The sequence below is a fragment of the Sphingopyxis sp. Soil_C_28 genome (genome assembly GCF_057657055.1).
The window spans coordinates 214538-229187 of record NZ_JBDGJE010000002.1 but is presented as its reverse complement, the minus strand read 5'-3'; the positions used below and the strand labels follow the sequence as shown (position 1 = coordinate 229187).

Annotated in this window: 21 protein-coding genes; 17 read left to right on the top strand and 4 right to left on the bottom strand. The window is 63.9% G+C overall.

From position 1 onward, the window contains the following. Position 1: 1 nt before the first annotated feature. The 4 genes from AC3A43_RS09300 to AC3A43_RS09285 all read right to left on the bottom strand — a co-directional run bounded on the left by AC3A43_RS09300 (position 2) and on the right by AC3A43_RS09285 (position 1564). Positions 2-127 (bottom strand): hypothetical protein, encoded by a 126-nt coding sequence (locus AC3A43_RS09300; protein ID WP_487792262.1) that lies wholly within the window; start codon positions 125-127, stop codon positions 2-4. Positions 128-230: 103 nt separating this feature from the next. Beyond that, the gene (locus tag AC3A43_RS09295; RefSeq protein ID WP_487792261.1) at positions 231-641 is read right to left on the bottom strand and encodes an HIRAN domain-containing protein; all 411 of its coding nucleotides are present in this window, start codon (positions 639-641) and stop codon (positions 231-233) included. Between the two features lie 3 nt (positions 642-644). After that, positions 645-860, bottom strand: a complete 216-nt coding sequence (locus AC3A43_RS09290; protein WP_487792260.1) for a hypothetical protein — start codon at positions 858-860, stop codon at positions 645-647. Beyond that, positions 860-1564 (bottom strand): XRE family transcriptional regulator, encoded by a 705-nt coding sequence (locus AC3A43_RS09285; RefSeq protein ID WP_487792259.1) that lies wholly within the window; start codon positions 1562-1564, stop codon positions 860-862. The genes AC3A43_RS09290 and AC3A43_RS09285 overlap by 1 nt, the downstream gene beginning before the upstream one ends. A 96-nt stretch (positions 1565-1660) precedes the next feature. Between AC3A43_RS09285 and AC3A43_RS09280 the strand changes: the two genes are divergently transcribed. From AC3A43_RS09280 to AC3A43_RS09200, 17 genes are all read left to right on the top strand, one after another. Further along, the gene (locus tag AC3A43_RS09280; protein ID WP_487792258.1) at positions 1661-1870 is read left to right on the top strand and encodes a helix-turn-helix domain-containing protein; all 210 of its coding nucleotides are present in this window, start codon (positions 1661-1663) and stop codon (positions 1868-1870) included. Between the two features lie 158 nt (positions 1871-2028). Next, complete coding sequence (locus tag AC3A43_RS09275) at positions 2029-2499, top strand: hypothetical protein (RefSeq protein ID WP_487792257.1); 471 nt, start codon at positions 2029-2031, stop codon at positions 2497-2499. 68 nt (positions 2500-2567) lie between these two features. Beyond that, entirely contained in the window at positions 2568-2837 is a 270-nt protein-coding gene (locus AC3A43_RS09270) for a DUF2312 domain-containing protein (RefSeq protein ID WP_487792256.1), read from the top strand. A 3-nt stretch (positions 2838-2840) separates the two neighbouring features. Further along, a complete protein-coding gene (locus AC3A43_RS09265; protein ID WP_487792255.1) occupies positions 2841-5456 on the top strand; it encodes a DNA methyltransferase in 2616 nt (871 codons plus the stop codon). After that, positions 5456-7306 (top strand): DNA cytosine methyltransferase, encoded by a 1851-nt coding sequence (locus tag AC3A43_RS09260; RefSeq protein WP_487792254.1) that lies wholly within the window; start codon positions 5456-5458, stop codon positions 7304-7306. Before AC3A43_RS09265 ends, AC3A43_RS09260 begins: the two co-directional genes overlap by 1 nt. Then, on the top strand, positions 7303-7536 hold the full coding sequence (locus AC3A43_RS09255; RefSeq protein ID WP_487792253.1) for a hypothetical protein: 234 nt from the start codon (positions 7303-7305) through the stop codon (positions 7534-7536). Before AC3A43_RS09260 ends, AC3A43_RS09255 begins: the two co-directional genes overlap by 4 nt. 1 nt (position 7537) lies before the next feature. Further along, entirely contained in the window at positions 7538-8305 is a 768-nt protein-coding gene (locus tag AC3A43_RS09250) for a hypothetical protein (protein WP_487792252.1), read from the top strand. Beyond that, positions 8262-8753 (top strand): hypothetical protein, encoded by a 492-nt coding sequence (locus AC3A43_RS09245; protein WP_487792251.1) that lies wholly within the window; start codon positions 8262-8264, stop codon positions 8751-8753. The genes AC3A43_RS09250 and AC3A43_RS09245 overlap by 44 nt, the downstream gene beginning before the upstream one ends. Continuing rightward, positions 8746-9000 (top strand): hypothetical protein, encoded by a 255-nt coding sequence (locus AC3A43_RS09240; protein ID WP_487792250.1) that lies wholly within the window; start codon positions 8746-8748, stop codon positions 8998-9000. The genes AC3A43_RS09245 and AC3A43_RS09240 overlap by 8 nt, the downstream gene beginning before the upstream one ends. Further along, on the top strand, positions 8997-9452 hold the full coding sequence (locus AC3A43_RS09235; RefSeq protein ID WP_487792249.1) for a hypothetical protein: 456 nt from the start codon (positions 8997-8999) through the stop codon (positions 9450-9452). Before AC3A43_RS09240 ends, AC3A43_RS09235 begins: the two co-directional genes overlap by 4 nt. A gap of 4 nt (positions 9453-9456) precedes the next feature. Further along, the gene (locus AC3A43_RS09230; RefSeq protein WP_487792248.1) at positions 9457-9969 is read left to right on the top strand and encodes a hypothetical protein; all 513 of its coding nucleotides are present in this window, start codon (positions 9457-9459) and stop codon (positions 9967-9969) included. Then, on the top strand, positions 9959-10795 hold the full coding sequence (locus tag AC3A43_RS09225) for a terminase small subunit (RefSeq protein WP_487792247.1): 837 nt from the start codon (positions 9959-9961) through the stop codon (positions 10793-10795). The genes AC3A43_RS09230 and AC3A43_RS09225 overlap by 11 nt, the downstream gene beginning before the upstream one ends. Further along, a complete protein-coding gene (locus AC3A43_RS09220; protein ID WP_487792246.1) occupies positions 10782-12287 on the top strand; it encodes a terminase in 1506 nt (501 codons plus the stop codon). Before AC3A43_RS09225 ends, AC3A43_RS09220 begins: the two co-directional genes overlap by 14 nt. Next, entirely contained in the window at positions 12277-12462 is a 186-nt protein-coding gene (locus AC3A43_RS09215) for a hypothetical protein (RefSeq protein WP_487792245.1), read from the top strand. Before AC3A43_RS09220 ends, AC3A43_RS09215 begins: the two co-directional genes overlap by 11 nt. A 60-nt stretch (positions 12463-12522) precedes the next feature. Then, on the top strand, positions 12523-12708 hold the full coding sequence (locus tag AC3A43_RS09210; protein ID WP_487792244.1) for a hypothetical protein: 186 nt from the start codon (positions 12523-12525) through the stop codon (positions 12706-12708). A 1-nt stretch (position 12709) separates the two neighbouring features. Beyond that, a complete protein-coding gene (locus AC3A43_RS09205; protein ID WP_487792243.1) occupies positions 12710-14341 on the top strand; it encodes a portal protein in 1632 nt (543 codons plus the stop codon). Further along, complete coding sequence (locus AC3A43_RS09200) at positions 14338-14649, top strand: Bbp19 family protein (RefSeq protein ID WP_487792242.1); 312 nt, start codon at positions 14338-14340, stop codon at positions 14647-14649. Before AC3A43_RS09205 ends, AC3A43_RS09200 begins: the two co-directional genes overlap by 4 nt. Position 14650 lies beyond the last annotated feature (1 nt).

Genomic DNA, 14650 nt, shown 5'->3' with positions numbered 1-14650 from the left:
ATTACCGCAGCACCGACACGATCAGCGGCAACGCGATGGTCAGGAAGGTGAATGCGATCGCGATCTTCGCGAAGATGACGTCGGCGACGACTTCCGCGGTATCGGGATGCTCATGAGCAGGCAGCATAGTGACCTCCGGCGTGGGCACCTGATGCGCCCTACGGCCGGAATAATGTGCCCTGTTTGGGCATGTGTCAATCTAGAAAATGCCCTATGCGGGCATATATGCCCTAAGCGCCCCAGTCGTCAGGATATTCCGGGTCTGGGTGCCAATCTTCGGCCGGCGTCTGGTCGGCCGGTTCGGGCGGCAGCACCGGCTCCTCGCCGTCGAATGCGATTCGGATGAAACCCCCGCGCTCGGTACGTCCTTGGAAGATCGCGCTGACCGCCTCTTCCATCTCGCTGCGCCGGATCTGCATGCCGACGTAAACCGCCCGATTCGCGGGGACATATCCCATCATCATGCCAGCTGCGTTGTCGATCGCGATGGCATGCTCGTCGTAAGGATTGTCAGGCTCTAGCCGCAGCGTGACCTTGTCGCCCGGCGCGCAAAGTCCGATCGCGAAGAGGCGCGTCGGCGCCTTCGGGCTCTTGTTCGGATGTTCGGAGCCGACGATTGGCAGGGTGATCTGGGCAGGCACGCCCTATAAATATGCCCTAGCCACCAGTAGGGCAACCAGGCCCGCGATCCACAGGCCCATGATCTTGTAAAAGCGGCGCTCGCGCGCGTCATAGGATGCGACGTTGCTTGAGCCCGGCAGTCCCTGCGGCCGCTGCGCGGTGCCATTCCCCATGCCCCAGATCGGAAACGATGCGAGGACGTAGGCGATGAAGATAGCTCCCCAGACGGTGTCTGACATCAATGCCTCCTTGCCGACCATATGATGCGGCCGATGATCTTGATCGCGCTGCGCGGAAAGGTGCGGACGCGGTTCGCGTGGTTCGGATTGTCGGAAATCACCTCGACCATGCCGTCACCGGCGGGCGACAGCCGCTTGATCGCGCCGGCGCCGTCGATCGTCAGGGCATAGATGCCGTCGAACCGCTTCAATTCCTGTTCGTCGCGGTTGATCATCACATCATCATGGCTGCCGATCGTCGGCTCCATACTGTCGCCAATGCCTTTGCCCAGGAGCAGCCGCTCGGGCGGCGTTGACGTGATCGACCGCAATTCGCCCCTGTCGAAATCGTAGGGCTCTTCCTCGATCCAGTCTTCGAGGTTGGTGCCATCGCCCATCGCGAGCTCGAGGTTCACGCGGCGCAGCTGCACCGCACCCGCGTCGGCATAGGCGCTGCGCGTCGGCATCTGGTCGGGCGCGCGCTTCAGGTCGAGCGGCGCGCCGATGCGCCGCGGCTCGATGTCGATGATGTAGGTTTTGCGGATGACGGCCTCGGGCTCGACCTTGAGCGCGGTGGCGATCTTCTCGATCCACGCTTGATTGAGCGTGCGCTGCCCGCGTTCGAGCTTGCCGAAATGATTGACCGTCGTGCCGATCGCGTTGGCGACCTCGGCCTGGCTCAATCCCCGCTCTTCGCGAAGCGCCGCTATGTTGTTGTTCGCCATGCGCTTCTTGTGCCCTCCTTGGGCAGGTTTCGTATAGAGGACAGGTTGGGCACTTTTACCCTTGCATGAGGTGCCCACATTGGGCATGTTATGGGCATGAACCTGCTCGACCACATCAAGGACCTCGGCCTGACCATGCCAGAAGCTGCGGCGCAGCTCGATGAGGCCGAGAGCACGATTCGCAAGATTGCCTATCGGCAGCGCCAGCCCAGCCTTCCGCTGGCTGTCAAGATCGCTGCCTGGTCGAACGGCGCCGTAGCCGAGGCCGACCTGCTCCTCCCCGACGCCGTCGAGGTGCAGGCCTGATGTTCGCTCTTCAACCCCATTCCCGGAGTGCAATGCCCCCCCGTCACTCCGGGCGCGCGCGGCGGGTCCAGTCGCCCCCACTCCCTCGGACCCGCCGCGCCTTCGATCTTCATCCCGTTCCATGGTCGATGAGATGCCGCTCGGCGGCGACCTATCCAATGGAAATGACGCCCGGTTTTTCCAACGAGGCTGTAAAAGCCCTTGTCCGCGACATCCTTCGCCTCTTCGTCGGCCACGGCCGGACGATGAGCTGGGCCGCGCTCGCCGAATCCACTTTCGACGGTGACGGCACGGTCGAGACATGGGAGCGCCGGCTGCGGTCCTATGTCGAGGCCGACGGCCCGCTGATGCCGCTCGACGTGAGCATGCGCGTCTTCTCGGTTCTGCCGCCTGCGGCGTACCAGCGCCTCGCAAACCGCATGGGCTTTGTCACCGCGCCGCTCCAGTTCGAGGCCACTGCCACGGTGCGCCATGCGGTCGCGGCCTGCGCGCGCTTCGCCGCGAACGGCGCCGAGGCGCTCGAAGACGGGCACCTGTCGCACGTCAAGCTCGCCAGCCTTTCGAACGACGCCTTCGCGCTCGGCCCGATCATCAATTCCATCGCGGGGAGCGGTTCGGCCCTGCGCTGACAGGTCCATTTCCCCGCGATGGTCCACCAACTGCTCCCGTCGAGGGGGGCGATACAGGAGCGAAAGCCATGAGCGAAGCCACGGTTTCGGACGAACAACTGCGCCTTTTCATCGAGCGCGTGGAGCGGCTCGAAGAGGAAAAGAAGGGCGTCGGCGACGATATTCGCGACACCTTTAGCGAGATGAAGTCGCAGGGGTATGACACCCGGCTCGTCAAGAAGGTCATCAAACTCCGCAAAATGTCCGCGCACGATCGCGCGGAGATGGATGCGCTGCTCGAGGTCTACTGCAACGCGGTCGGTTTGCAGCTGAGCCTGCCGCTCGCTGCGGCGGCATGATCCATGACCGCAGAGAACTATCAGAGCTTCCTTGAAGCAAAGATGCCGGTCGCCCCGCTCGCGGGCCTGCCCTGCTCGCTTGATGACGTCCCGACGCACCTGCGCGACGGCCGGCCGCTCAAGGATCATCAGCGCCATATCGTGCGCTGGGCGGTCGAGGGCGGCCGCCGCGCGCTGTTCGAAGCCTTCGGCCTCGGCAAGTCGATCCAGCAGCTGCTGATCGCCAACATCATCCTGAGCAAGCTCGAGGCCGACCCCGACCGGGCGCCCGGCCTTCCCAATATGGGCCTGATCGTCTGCCCACTGGGCGTGCGCCGTGAATTCATGGCTGACGCAAAGAAGCTCGGTATCGTCGTTCACTTCGTCCAGAGCGATGCCGAGATCGACGCGAAGGGCGATTACTGCGCCATTCACCTGACAAATTACGAGAGCGTCCGCGAGGGCAAGATCGATGTCAGCCGGTTCAATGTCGCCTGCCTGGACGAAGCCTCGGTCCTGCGCAGCTATGGCAGCAAGACGTTTCAGGAGTTCCTGCCCCTCTTCGAATCGGTCCCGTACCGCTTCGTCGCAACCGCCACGCCGTCGCCGAACCGCTACAAGGAATTGATCCACTATGCCGGCTTCCTTGGCATTATGGACACCGGGCAGGCCCTGACCCGCTTTTTCCAGCGCAACAGCGAGCAGGCGAACGACCTCAACCTCTATCCCCACAAGGAAGACGAGTTCTTCCTCTGGCTCAACAGCTGGGGCGTGTTCGTCCAGACGCCGTCGGACCTTGGCTTCAGCGATGAGGGCTATGACCTGCCGCCGATCGAGGTGCGCTGGCATTGCGTCGAGGCCGATATCAGCGACGCCGGCGCCGACAGCAACGGACAGGGTCGCCTGATCCGCGACAATGCCGTCGGCATCGTCGAGGCCAGCCGGGAAAAGCGCCGCACGATGGATGCGCGCATCGCCAAGGTTGCCGATATTATGGCGGCGGATCCTGCCGACCATTTCATCATCTGGCACGACCTCGAGGATGAGCGGCGCGCCATCGAAGCGCTCGATGTTCCCGGCCGGGAACGCATCGCCGCAGTATATGGATCGCAGGATCTGGACGATCGCGAGGCGATCGTTGGCGATTTCAGTGACGGCCGGATCAAGGATCTCGCCGCCAAGCCCGTGATGCTCGGTTCCGGTACCAACCTGCAGCGACACTGCCACCGCGAGATTTTCGCGGGCATCGGGCACAAGTTCAACGACTTCATCCAGGCGATCTTCCGCGTCCAGCGCTTCGGGCAGACCGAGCCGGTGATCGTCGACGCGATCTATGCCGAAACAGAAGAGGAAGTGCGCCGCATCCTCCTCGAGAAGTGGGCCCTGCACGAAGAGCTCACCGCCAAGATGAGCGCGATCATCCGGAAATATGGCCTCACTCATGACGCCGCGGCTGACGTTGCGAGCCGTAGTATGGGCGTCGAGCGCGCCGAGCAGAGCGGCGAGGGCTGGACGCTCGCGCATAACGACTGCGTCGAAGAGGCGAAGCTGCTTGCCGACGACAGTCTCGACATGATCGTGACGTCGATCCCCTTCAGCAACCACTACGAATATACGCCGAGCTATAACGACTTCGGCCACACCGACGACGATGCGCATTTCTTCGCCCAGATGGATTACCTGACGCCGGAGCTCTATCGCGCGCTGCGGCCGGGCAGGCTCGCCTGCATCCATGTGAAGGACCGGATCCTGTTCGGGGCCGTCACCGGCGAGGGCGTGCCGACGGTCAATCCTTTCCACGCCAAGACGCTGTTCCACTATCAGCAGCACGGCTTCCAGTTCATGGGGATGATCACCGTCGTCACCGACGTCGTGCGCGAGAACAACCAGACCTATCGCCTCAGCTATTCGGAGATGCTGAAGGACGGCACCAAGATGGGCGCCGGCAGCCCAGAATATATCCTGCTGATGCGCAAGCCCCAGAGCGACCGCAGCCGCGGCTATGCCGATACGCCTGTCGCGAAGAGCGCTGACGATTATAGCCTGGCGCAATGGCAGATCGACGCGCACGCCTTCTGGCGATCGTCGGGGGACCGGATGCTCGATCCGGCCGAGCTCGCTGACAATTGGGAGCGATTCGGGGAAATGGGCGTGGGCCCGCTGGTCAAGACGTTCATGACCGAGAGCCGCGACCTGATCTATGACGCTGCGGCGCATATTGCGATCGGCGAGACGATCGAAGCGCGCGACAAGAATGACGGCCGGGGCCATCTGCCCCGCACCTTCATGTCGCTCGCGCCTGGCAGCCATCATCCCGATGTGTGGGACGATGTCGTGCGGATGCGGACGCTCAACGCCGAGCAGGTGCAGAAGGGCCGCGAAAAGCACGTCTGCCCTCTGCAATTCGATATCGTCGACCGGCTGATCGAACGGTTCAGCATGAAGGGCGACCTGATTTACGATCCCTTCTGCGGACTTGGCACCGTGCCGATGCGGGCGATCATGAAGGGGCGGCGCGGCCGGGGCAGCGAGCTCAACCCGGACTATTTCCGCCACAGCTGCATCTACCTTGGCGAGGCTGAGCGCGAGATCGCTGTGCCGTCGCTGTTCGACCTGCTCGATATGGAAAAGGCGGCCTGATGCGCGCCGCCTCGATGTTTTCTGGTATCGGCGGTGCCGAGCTCGGTCTCCCCGAGGCCGAATGGGTGTGGTGCGCCGAGATTGAGCCATTCCCGTCGGCAGTACTCAAACAGCGGTTCGGGCACGTCAACCTCGGCAACGTCCTCGCCGACGACTTCATCGAACGCGCGCAGGATCTGGGCCCGCTCGACCTGATCTGCGGCGGGCCGCCGTGCCAAGCCTTTAGCGTCGCCGGGGCCCGCCTCTCCATGGCCGACCCGCGCGGCAACCTTTCCCTCCGGTTCGTACAGGTGCTTCATGCAATTCGACCTCGCAATGCCGCCGTCGAGAACGTCCGCGGCTGGCTCAACACGCCCGACAATGCCTTCGGCTGTTTCTTGGGTGCAGTTATCGGCGGAGATGGTCCCCTCGTACCGTGCGCCATGCCGCCCCGTGGCAAGTCCAACGCCGGCTGGCGCTGGCGCGCGGCCGGGAAAGCGTGGCAATTGCGCGAACCCGACGACGCCGGCCTCCCCGTCTTCATCGACGGGCCCGACGGATACGACCCTAGCGAAATCGAGTTGGTCGAGTTGGACGCCCGACACATTCCCGTCTGGCCAAGTGCAGGTATGGCTTCCGGGCCAAGGGCACGGCTTGCTTGGCGGGTTCTCGATGCTCAATACGCAGACCTGGCGCAACGACGCGAGCGTGTGTTCGTTGTCATCGATTTTGGAGACGGGGCTGATCCCGCGGCAGTATTATTTGAGCGCAAAGGCCTGCTTGGGAATCATCCGCCGAGCCGCGAAGCGGGGGAAGGAACTACCGGCACTGTTAGCGCGCGCGCTCAAGGCGGTGGCGGCCTCGGCACGGATTTCGAAATCGACGGCGGTCTCCAGCCGGTCGGATTCGGGGGGGGCAACTGCTCCGGCCCCATAGAGGCGGCGGCCTGCTTGACGGCCAAGGGCCAGCGGATTGATTTCGAGATCGAGACCTTCATCGCCGAAGTGGCCGGTACGCTCCCGGCCGGTGGAAATGAGACGGGCGGTGATCGCCAGCCTGGAACGACGGCCGACACGGCGGGCTCGATGCTGATCGCCCACACGCTGCGCGCCGAGGGCTTTGATGCGAGTGAGGATGGCACCGGCCGGGGCATTCCGCTCGTGCCCGTGCATTTTCAGGGCGCGGGTTCGAATGTTGACATCGGGCAGGACGTCTCGGCAACGCTGACAGCGCAATGCGACCGCGCGGCCGGTAGCGCGCCTTGCATTGCCTTTTCGCACAAGGATTGCGGCAAAGACATCGGCGACGACGTTGCACCCACGCTCCGCAGCATGAACAGCCGCGACAGCAACCAGAATGGGGGTGGGCAGGTTGCGATCGCTTTCGACGCGCGGCAGTCGGATGCCTGTGTCTACGGCGACCTCAGCGGTACGATGGACAGCAAATCTCCGGGGCCCGCCGTCGCCGTCTCAGTTAGTGAGAACAGTAATGGCTTCGCCTGGGAGAGCGATGTCAACCCGACCTTGCAGGCGCGAGCCCAGCGAGGCTCCTCCAATTCGTTCGATGGCATCATCGATGGATGGCACGTTCGCCGGCTGACCGTCACAGAATGCGAGCGCCTTCAGGGTTATCCCGACGGCCACACGCTGATCGATTTCGGCAGTCGCCGCACCGTCGAACCCGACATGGCCGATTATCTGCGCGCGAAGGGCGTGATCGTCGAGGCTGACAACCTGACCGGCAAGCTACGCACCAATGCGGCGGCCGACGGGCCCCGATACAAGGGGCTGGGTAACGCTTGGGCCGTGAAGTGCGTCCGGCCGATCCTCGCCAACATCCATCAGCTTCAGCCAATGAGAGAGGCGGCATGAACCTGCTCGCACGGTTCCGTCGCCGCGACCCCGACGCTGCCGCACCTGAAAGCATCTGGCCGATGATGGAACTGGGCAAGCTCGCGCCTCTCTTCACCGCAGCGGCGCCCGCTGGTGACGATCGCGACGAAGACGGCCGGTTCGTGTCCAATCATCGCCGCAAGGTCCGGGAAAAATGCCGTGAACAGTGCGCGAAGATCGGCCGGGAAGTGCCGGAGGCGCTGCGCTGACGTGTCGACGATCGCCACAGCCCTGAAACACATGCTCGCGGCCGGGATGCCGCACGAGGCGATCGTCGCGGCCGTTGCTGAAATGGAAGCGGCGATGCCGGCTGCCGTCGATCCGGTGGCCGAGCGGCGCCGCGCTTATGACCGGGAACGCAAAAGGAACATCAAGCGGAATTCCACCGGAATTCCACCGGCTCCGGTGGAAACGGCGGAAAGTGCGGAATTGGACCCCCTTCCCCTTCCCCCCAATGATAATAATTCTAACCCCCCTACCCCTGCCCCCGAGAATACTACTCCGCGCGTGAAGGCCGAGGCCCATGTCGCGCTGTGGTGGGGCTGGCGGGTCAAGCATCCGTTCCCTCGACCGTATTGGGCCGAACCCGAAGTCTGGGCCGATTACCTGACCAACCGGAAGCGCAAGGACCTGCCGAACACGGCTTCGGCCCACAACAAGCTTCTCCGCGACATGGCGGCCGCCGTCGCGCGCACCCGCTGGCCGCCCGGCAAGGTCTTCGTTGCCTGCGTGGAGCAGGGCTGGGGCGCGATTTACGACACCGAGGAAATGAAGGCGGCGGTCAATGCGAATGGGAACGGTGACGATCAGCGAAGCGCTCGGAGCGGAAGCCGCGGCGGGGTTGATCGCCGAGACGGGTTCGAGCGAGCTTGCGACGACGCCCTCGCCGCGCTCACCGATGGCGAGGCTCGACGATCGGCAACTGGCGCATCTGGTGACGGTCGCGAACTCGCCGTTGCCGGTGCTTCCCGCTTGTGATCCCGAGGAGTTCATCAAGCTGATGCGCTCGCTCACGGTTCTGCCAAGTCGCGGCGATGATGAGAGGAAGGGGAAGCTGCGGCTCTCGATCTATCATCGGCTGATTGGTCACCACCCTCGGGAAGCCATCGCATTCATGGTCGAGCGGGTGCTGACAACGCTGGAATGGTTCCCGAACCCAAAGCAGTGCCTTGATATTCTTGCGCAATGGTCGCGGCGCGACGCGGCGGTGCACGAACGCGACTGGGCGGTGACCCATGTTCGACACGAGAAGCAGGCACGGTTCACGGAATTGATGCTCGCGCTCGAAAGGCGCGAGCTCGAACAGGCTGCAATCGACGCGCTCTCGCTGCCGCTCCGCGACATTGCTGCGGAGCGTGGTTTCCTACGGCGGCACGACGACGGTGTCTATCGGGTGCGGCCCTTGCCGGCTGCGGTTGATGCGTGATGCCCGCCTTTCCCCGATCGTCACCCTTCACGCCATCCGGCGATATCGCCAGCGCGTCGAGAAGGTGCCGGCGCGGATCGTCATCGAGCGCCTCACGGGCCGCGCCTTCGATGCGTGCGACATCCTCGGCGGCGGTGCCGTCATCCTGCCGAGCGGGCACCGCGCCATCTGCGGTGACGGCGCGGTCATCACCGTCCTGCCGCACGGGCGCAAGTTCATGGGTTTTGTTGGGAATTTTCGTCGATGAAAAAAGCTGAAGTCGCCGCGTTGATCTGTGACCTGCCGCTGAAGGACAGGCTGATCTATGGCGCGCTTGATAAAGCGGCGAAGGACGGTCGCCCCGCGCCCACATGCGATGACCTGCTCGAGGTGTCGGGCTATTCCGCGGTGAGTTCGACCGTCGGAGCGGTGCAGCGGCTCGAACAGCGCGGCCTGATCGAGGTGCGCCGGTACCAGCGCAGCCGCCAGATCATGATCGTCGAATCGGGGCAGTGGACCGCGCGTCCGCTCAACCAGGCGCCGCACTGGCGCGACCGACCGCGCGACGTGCCTTCGCCCTCGCCCGTCATCGTCAAGGCCCGCGACGTCGATGTCAGCGTCGAGATCATGAAGTGGGCCGCGGGCCGGGGCGTCAGCTTCAGCGAGGCGCTTGCCGATCTCGTCTTTGTCGGTTGGAAAGTGGAGATGGAACGTGGGTGAGTTTGTGGCGCCGGCGCCGATCGATGGCGAAATGCATAATCATTACCTCCTCCGCGTCGTTGAGGCGTTTGTGGATCATGCCAACGCGCTGTTGCGCGAACGCGAGTATCAGCGGCAGGTCGCCATGGCGTCTCGCAGAGCTGGTTTCCAGGCGGAAGTCGGCGACTGGATGATGGTGTGCTTCGGGCCCGAGATCGCAGGCGATATGCTTGAGCGCGGCGACCGGTTCATCGAAGAGGCGTTGGAGCTCGCACAAACCGTGTCCGGCTTCAACGCCGAGCGCGCGCATGCTTTGGTCGATTATGTTTTCGGTCGCGCCGTTGGGGAGCGCGGGCAGGAGGTCGGCGGCGTCATGGTGACGCTCGCGGCACTCTGCAACACGTTCGGTCTGTCGATCAGCGGCGAAGCCGACCGTGAACTCGCTCGCATCTGGACGAAGGTCGATGTGATTCGGGCGAAGCAAGCTGCGAAACCGACGGGCTCGGCTCTGCCCGTTGCGCGAGGTGATGGTGGCTAAAGCGCCCGCCTCGAAGAAAACTGGAGCGAAGAAGCCCGCCAAATCCGCCGCGCCGGCAAGGAAGCGCGCGGCGCCGCCGTCGCGCGACCCTGAAACCGGCCTCACGGTGCGGCAGCGCGTGTTCGCCGATGAATATCTTACCGACCTGAACGGCGCGCGCGCCTATCGCGCCGCGGGATATAAGGGCAGCGACAACGTCTGCGCGGTCGAGGCCCACAAGCTCCTAAGCAATCCTAAGATCGCGGCCTATGTCGCGGCCGCGATGGCGAAGCGCGCCGAGCGCACCGAGATCACGCAAGACATGGTGCTCGAGCGCTGGTGGCAGATCGCGACGGCCGACCCGAACGACGTGATCCAGTTTCGTCGGATCTGCTGCCGCTACTGCTACGGCAAGAACTTCGAATATCAGTGGGTCGATGAGGCTGAATTCACGGGCGCGCTGATGGTCGCTCGTCTCGCCAATGAGGCCGAGAAGGCGAAGAAAAAGCCCGGCCCGTCGATCGCGCTGCCGACGGACGCGGGCGGTTTCGGATTCGTGCGCTCTGATCCGCCGCATCCCAAATGTACGAAGTGCCGCGGCGAGGGCAATCCCGATGTCTATGCGCACGACACGCGCACCCTGAAGGGCAACGCCCGCCTGCTCTATGCCGGGGTGAAGATCACGCAATCGGGCTTCGAGATGAAGGTGCACGACCAGATGGGCGCGCTCGACAAGGTCGCGCGTCACCTCGGCATGTATAAGGACAAGCTCGAGCACGACGTGACCGACGATCTGGTCGCAGCGCTTCAGGCCGGAAACAAGCGGGTAGCGGATGGCGCGGGCTAATACGCAGCTGGCGCTGGGCGAGCGTATCGGTGAATTCAGGTGGGACCCGCTCGGCTATACGCTCTTCGCATTCCCGTGGGGCAAGCCTGGCACCGACCTCGAACGGCATAGCGGGCCGCGCAAGTGGCAGATGGATGAGCTCCGCCAGCTGGGCGAGCATCTGCAGAATCCGGAAACGCGCCATATGCCCTATCGCAGCGCGAAGGCGTCGGGGCACGGCATCGGCAAGTCGGCGCTGATCGGCATTATCTCGAAGTGGGCGCTCGATACCTGCGTCGACACGCGCATCGTCATCACCGCCAACACCGAAACGCAGCTGCTGACAAAGACGTCGCCCGAAATAGGGAAATGGGCGCGGCTCGCCATCACCCGCGATTGGTTCAAGCACAATGCGACCAGCCTCGTTTCGACGCTGCCGGGGCGCGATAAGTCGTGGCGCCTTGATCTCGTCACCTGGTCGGTGACCAACACCGAGGCGTTCGCGGGCCTGCATAACGAGGGCAAGCGCATCGTCGTGATCTATGACGAAGCCTCGGGCATCGCCGACAAGGTCTGGGAAGTGACGCTCGGCGCGCTCACCGACGCCGATACCGAGATTATCTGGATCGCTTTCGGCAACCCGACACAGAATACCGGCGAATTTCGCCAGTGCTTCGGCAAGAACCGCAATCTCTGGCACACGGCCCAGATCGATAGCCGGACCGTCGAGGGCACGAACAAGGCTTTCCTCGACCTGCTCGTCAAAACCTATGGTGAAGACAGCGATATCGTAAAGGTGCGCGTCCGCGGTATGTTCCCATCTGCAAGCTCAATGCAATTCATCGGCACCGACGTCGTCGACGCGGCAAAGGAGCGCGAGCTCCAGAGCCTCGGCTCCGATCCCGTCATCTTCGGCGTCGACTGTGCCCGATTCGGCGATGACAAGTCGGTGCTTGCCATCCGCTGCGGCCGCGATGCGAAGTCCCGGCCGTGGAAGACGTGGGCGAAACAGGACAGCATGCTCCTCGCCGGCGACATCGCGATCGAGGCGATGCGGTGGAAGCCGGATGCGATCTTTGTCGACGCAGGCAACATCGGCGCGGCCGTGGTCGATCGCCTGCGGCAGCTGGGCGTCGAGAATGTCTTTGAGGTCTGGTTTGGCGGCGAAGGCGGCGCGGCCTACTTCGACAATGGCGTAACGGTCTATACCGGCAACAAGCGGACCCAGATGTGGACCCGCATGCGATCGTGGCTCACCGGTGGAGCGATTCCCGACAATCAGCAGCTGCATGACGACCTGGTCGGGCCGCTCTATAGTTTCGGCGCCGACGAGACGAGCATCGTGCTCGAGCGCAAGAAGGACATGAAGAAGCGCGGCCTCGCCAGCCCCGACGAAGGCGATGCGCTCGCCTGCACCTTCGCCGAGCCCGTGCTGCCACGCGCGGTGCCCTCGTACCTCAACCCCGAGAATTATGGCCAACGGCCCGCCATGGATCGATACGATGAAATCTGACACCCCGTCGCCCGCGAACTTCGACGATTGGTGCAAGCTGTCCGGCCTCGACCGGCATTTCGTGCGCCAGAATTACGCGACCATTCGCCAGCGATATGATCTCGATCCGCTCACGCCGATGCGCCCGCTGCCCCCGCCCACCGTGAAACCACCCGACCGCTACGACGAGATCTAGCCCGATTCAAAGGCCGCGGGGCCGCCCGTAACGCTCTCTTCACAAAGGAGAGCCGCAGGCATGTGCACCCCCAAAGCCCCCGATATGCCGACCCAGCCGGAACGGCAGTCGATGAAGCTGCCTGACGAAGGGCTCGACCTCACACAGGATTCGTCGAAACGCCGCCGCGCCATCATGGCAGGCATTATCACGTCGCCGCAGGGCGCGCTCGGCAGTCCCGCGACCGCCAACCCGACGCTCGGCTAAGATGGCATCGATCCGCCAGGACTGCGAAACTCGCCTCGCGGGGATGAAGACCATCCGCCAGGACTATGAGGCGGAGGTTCGCGACGTCGCGCGGTTCGCGCAGCCCTCGCGCTCGCGCTTCCTGTCGACCGAGAGGAATAAGGGCAGCCGGCGCCGCCAGGCGAATAGCCGCCTGCTCGATCCTCACGGCATCCTCGCCTCGCGCACCCTGACCAACGGCATGACTTCGGGGCTGTCCTCGGCGTCAACGCCTTGGTTCACGTTGAGCGTCGCGGCCGAGTTCCTGGAAGCCGACGGCGTGCGCGCCTGGCTGAGCGACGTCGAGAAGCGCATGTACGCGTTCCTTGCCGCCACCAACTTCTACAGCGCGGCGAAGACCGGCTATGGCGAAACCGGCCTGTTCGGCACCGAGGCGACCGTCATGGTCGAGCACCAGGTGCACGGCGGCGTCTGCCACAGCCTGACCTTTGGCGAATATTGGGTCGCGCTGTCCGACGCGATGCGCCCCGACACGCTCTATCGCCTCTGCCCCATGACGGTGCGCCAGGCGGTGATGTCGTTCGGCGAGAAGGTGCAGCCGTGGGTCCGCACCGCCTATGACCGCAGCGATTACGAGAAGGACGTCGAGATCTATCAGGCGATCGAGCCCGATACGGCCGGCCGCTTCAACTATCGCAGCGTCTATTGGGACGCCACCGACCAGCGCAACGACGCGACGCTGCGCATCACCGGCTATACCGAGCAGCCATTCTGGGCGCCGCGCTGGGATGTCGCGGGCGGCGACGTCTACGGCACCTCGCCCGGCATGGAAGCATTGCCTGCGCTTCGGGAGCTCCAGCTTCAGACCAAGCGGCGCAACGAGGCGATCGACCTCATGGTGCATCCCGAGAAGGTTGTGCCGCCGCATCTGCGCCTGACCGGGCAGCCGCGGTCGATCGTCACCGGCAATGGCGTCCAGAAAGACAATATCGTCGTGCCGTATCAGATGCCGTATCAGGCGGTGCAGGCGATCGAGGTGTCGGCCGATAAGTGCAAAGAGCAGATCGATTCGCTGTTCTATGCCGACCTGTTCAACGCGATCACCAACATGCGCGGCGTCCAGCCCCGCAACATGGAGGAGATCGCCAAGCGCAATGAAGAGAAGCTGACCCAGCTAGGCCCGGTGATCGAGCGGGTCAGCACCGAGAAGCTGACCATCGTCATTGCCCGCGTCTTCAGCCTGATGGAACGGGGCCGTCTGCTCCCGCCCGCACCGCCCGCGCTTCGTCAAACCGACGTGAAAGTCGAGTTCGTATCGATCCTGACCCAGATGCAGCGCATGGTCGGCATTGGCCAGATCGAGCGCAGCGTGTCGTTCGTCGGCAACCTCGCTGGCGCCTTTCCCGAAGCGGCCGACAAGATCGATATCGATCAGACGATCGACGAATATGCGCAGCGCGCCGGCACACCGTCGAAGATCATCCGGTCGACGGCCGATGCGAACAAGCGCCGCCAGGCGCGCGCCGCAGAGCAGCAACAGTCAAAGATGATGGAAGCCGCGCCCGCGCTCAATCAGGGCGCTGATGCGGCCCGCCTGCTCAGCGAGACCGACGTCGGCGGCGCGCCACTCCTCGATACGTTGCTCGGCGCATGATGACCGACCGCGATCGTACGGCGCTGCTCGACAGTCCCTTGTTCAAAGAATTCCTCTTTGAGGCGATTCAACTCGCTGGCATCTGGGTGCCAGCCAATGGGCATGACCCACGTGATCTCGCTTTTGCCGAGGGACGTCGAAGCCTGGGGCTGGATTTGCTGCAATTGGCCGATCGCGGCCAGCCGAAGGCCCTGCGCACTCCCGAGGCGCTGGCGACCATCAACGCAATCATCCTGACAGCCCTCAACACCCCTTCGAAACCCGAGGAGAAACCACGTGCGGACCGCTATGACGATATTCCCGACTAAA